Origin of the sequence: Bradyrhizobium sp., from assembly GCF_036009065.1 — a bacterium.
Classification (GTDB): domain Bacteria; phylum Pseudomonadota; class Alphaproteobacteria; order Rhizobiales; family Xanthobacteraceae; genus Bradyrhizobium.
On sequence record NZ_DASYMN010000180.1, the window covers coordinates 1 to 3,501 of the forward strand.

The window sequence follows — 3,501 nt, forward strand, 5'->3', positions numbered from 1 at the left end:
CGCAGGACATCTTCAACAACGTGATGCGCACCACCATCGAGGCGATGGCGGCAACCCAGGGCCACACCCAGTCGCTGCACACCAATGCGCTCGACGAGGCGCTGGCGCTACCGACCGACTTTTCCGCCCGCATCGCACGCAACACGCAACTGTTCCTGCAACAGGAGAGCGGCACCAACCGCATCATCGATCCCTGGGGCGGCTCCTATTACGTCGAACGGCTGACCCGCGATCTCGCGGCGAAGGCCTGGGGCCATATCCAGGAGGTCGAAGCGCTCGGCGGCATGGCCAAGGCGATCGAGGCCGGCGTGCCAAAACTGCGGATCGAGGAAGCTTCCGCCAAGACGCAGGCGCGGATCGATGCCGGCAAGCAGGCGGTGATCGGCGTCAACAAGTTCAAGCCAATCGATGAGGCGCCGATCGACGTCTTGAAGGTGGAAAACTCCACCGTGCGGCGGCTGCAGATCGACAAGCTGGCGCGGCTGAAAAAAGAGCGCAGCCAAGGGGACGTCGATGCCGCGCTGGCGGCGCTGACCCGCAGCGCCGGCGAAGGCAACGGCAACCTTTTGGCGCTCGCCATCGACGCCGCGCGCGCAAAAGCAACCGTCGGCGAAATTTCCGACGCGATGGAAAAGGTGTTCGGGCGGCATCGCGCCGAAATCAAATCCATCACCGGCGTCTACAAGCGGGAGGCGTCCACCATGTCCAACCGGGTCGAGAAGGTGCAGGCGCTGATCGACGCCTTCGAGGACGCCGAAGGCCGACGCCCGCGCATCCTGGTCGCCAAGATCGGCCAGGACGGCCACGACCGCGGCCAGAAGGTGATCGCCTCGGCCTTCGCGGACGTCGGCTTCGACGTCGATATCGGACCGCTGTTCGCCACCGCCGACGAGGCGGCGCGGCAGGCGGTCGAGAACGACGTGCATATCCTCGGGCTGTCCTCGCTCGCAGCGGCGCATCTCACCGCGGTACCCGAGGTAAAAGCCGCGCTGAAAAAACAGGGCCGCGACGACATCATGATCATCATCGGCGGCGTAGTGCCGCCGCAGGACTACGACGCGCTGTACAAGGCCGGCGCCGAAGCAATCTTCCCGCCGGGCACGGTGATTGCGGACGCCGCGGAGGAGCTGATCCACAAGCTCAATGCAAGGCTGGGGCACAGCGAGGCGGCGGAGTAAACGCATGACAAAACACGTCGCCATCACTGACGCAGAAGCGCATCTGAAAGACCTTGTCGCCGAGGTCGAATCCACCGGCGATGAGATCGTGCTGACCCGTGACGGCGCACCGGTCGCACGCTTGCTGCGCGCAGAACAGCAGGGGCGAAGCGCGGAAGTATCGCCCGAGCAGATCGAACGGCGGCGTGCGGCCGCTTCAAAGCTGCAGGAGATTGCTCGACAACTTAATATCGGCGCTACCCACGACGAGATCAAGCAATGGATCAATGAGGGCCATCGTTGATCGTTCTCGGCGCTTCGTTGATCATCGCGCATGTCCTGGGCGAAAGCACGGTTGCGGTCGATACCAGCATCTTCGATACGCTGAAGGGCGACAGGGTCACGGTGCCGGCTCATTGGAGCGCGGAAGTCGCCAATGCCTTGACGAGCAACGCTCGTCGCGGGCGACTATCACAAGCTGGCATTGCCCTAATCCTGAAACAGATCGACGTCTATGATATCGAATTCGCCGAACCGCTTCCCGTGCAAGAATTGTCCGATTTGGTTACGGTTGCCACCGACCAGCAATTGACCGCCTATGATGCTGCCTACGTTATGCTTGCGGTGAGACTTGGCGCGAAACTGGCAACGCTCGACAATGCGATGCGACGTGCGGCCGGTCGTCTCGGTATCGACGTGCTATCAGCTTGAATGGCCCTCGCCCGCGCTTGCGGCAATAGGTCTAAGGTGCATAATACTTCCATCACAAGAGCGCCTGATTTCACCGGCGCCGCTCGGGAGAAAACGTCATGCCCAACATCACGCGCCGCGCGTTCGCGGCTTCATCCGCCGCTGTAGCCGCTACCGCCGGCCTCGGCCTGAAACCCGGCTTCGCACAGGCCTATCCGGCGCGCCCGGTGACGGTGATCGTACCGTGGGGCGCGGGCGGCGGCACCGACGCCACCGCGCGCATCGTCGCGGCGCTGCTGGAAAAGGACCTCGGCCAGCCCTTCAACGTGGTCAACCGCACCGGCGGTTCCGGCGTGGTCGGTCATTCGGCGATCGCGAGCGCGCAACCCGACGGCTACACCATCGGCATGATCACGGTGGAGATCTCGATGATGCACTGGCAGGGCCTGACGGAACTCGGGCCAACGAGCTACACGCCGCTGGCGCTGATGAACGAAGACCCGCCGGGCATCTCGGTGAGCGCGTCGTCGCCGCACAAGACCGTCAAGGAACTCGCAGATGCGATCAAGGCGGCGCCCCCCGGCAAGATGAAAGCCTCCGGCACCGGCCAGGGCGGCATCTGGCATCTGGCGCTGGTGGGCTGGATGAAGGCGATGGGACTTCCGGCAAACCAGGTCGGCTGGGTGCCGTCGAACGGCGCAGCACCCGCGATGCAGGATCTCGCGGCGGGCGGCCTCGACCTCTGCACCTGCTCGATCCCGGAAGCCCGCGCCATTATCGAAGCCGGCAAGGCGCGGGCGCTCGCCGTCATGGCGCCGGCGCGCAACCCGTCATTCCCGGATGTCGCGACGCTGAAGGAGGCGATGGGCATCGACTATGCGACCGGCGCATGGCGCGGCATAGCCGGCCCGAAAGGCCTGCCGGCCGATATCGCGACAAAACTCACCGCATCGCTGCAGAAGGTCTACGACTCCAAGGAGTTCAAGGATTTCATGAGCAACCGCGGCTTCGGAACGGTGTGGGGCAACGCCGCCCAATTTGCGGCTTTCATGGAAAAGGGCGACGCCCAGATGGGCGACGCAATGAAGGCCGCCGGTCTCTCCAAGGCCTGATCGGCAGGTCGAGATTGCGGCCGATGATTTTTCCTTCGTCATGCCCGCACTTGTCCCGCCTGCGCGGCCATGACGGTGGAATGACAGGGGTGGAATACCATGCGTCTTCCCGATCGCGTCACGGGATTGTTTCTCGTTGGCCTCGGCACTGCCTCAGCCTATGGCGGCTGGCTGCTGCCGCCGGTGCCCGGGCAGCCGGTCGGTCCCAACGTATTCCCGCTGGTGATCGGGAGCGGACTTGCGCTGTGCGGCCTGATGATCGCGTTTGGCATCGGCCACACCTTCGAGGAAGAGGAAGAGATCATCCCCTTCGAGGGTGGCGAAGCGGCCGCCGCCAAGGGCGCATGGTACGGTTTGCGCGCGCTGCTTCCGCCGGCATTGCTGCTGTTCTATGTGCTGGCGGCGGACCGGCTCGGCTTCATCATCACGGCCGCGCTGATCGTGTTCGCGACGTCGACCGCGCTCGGCGCCCGCTGGAAGCTCTCGCTTCCACTCGCCGTGCTGGCGCCGATCGGCATTCATCTGATTTTCAGCAAGATGCT

The 3,501-nt window shown here is 64.4% G+C and carries 5 protein-coding genes; all 5 read left to right on the plus strand.

Annotation, left to right across the window (positions count from 1 at the left end):
- Positions 1-1,178: methylmalonyl-CoA mutase family protein (locus VGP39_RS10705; RefSeq protein ID WP_327568075.1), on the plus strand; the 1,178-nt coding region annotated here is incomplete at its 5' end.
- Positions 1,179-1,182: 4 nt separating this feature from the next.
- Positions 1,183-1,461, plus strand: coding sequence for a type II toxin-antitoxin system Phd/YefM family antitoxin (locus VGP39_RS10710; RefSeq protein WP_327568076.1), 279 nt, complete (start codon positions 1,183-1,185; stop codon positions 1,459-1,461).
- The gene (locus VGP39_RS10715; protein ID WP_327568077.1) at positions 1,458-1,868 is read left to right on the plus strand and encodes a type II toxin-antitoxin system VapC family toxin; all 411 of its coding nucleotides are present in this window, start codon (positions 1,458-1,460) and stop codon (positions 1,866-1,868) included. Before VGP39_RS10710 ends, VGP39_RS10715 begins: the two co-directional genes overlap by 4 nt.
- Positions 1,869-1,966: 98 nt before the next feature.
- Complete coding sequence (locus VGP39_RS10720) at positions 1,967-2,959, plus strand: tripartite tricarboxylate transporter substrate binding protein (RefSeq protein WP_327568078.1); 993 nt, start codon at positions 1,967-1,969, stop codon at positions 2,957-2,959.
- A 99-nt stretch (positions 2,960-3,058) separates the two neighbouring features.
- On the plus strand, positions 3,059-3,501 hold a 443-nt coding region (locus VGP39_RS10725), incomplete at its 3' end, for a tripartite tricarboxylate transporter TctB family protein (RefSeq protein ID WP_327568079.1).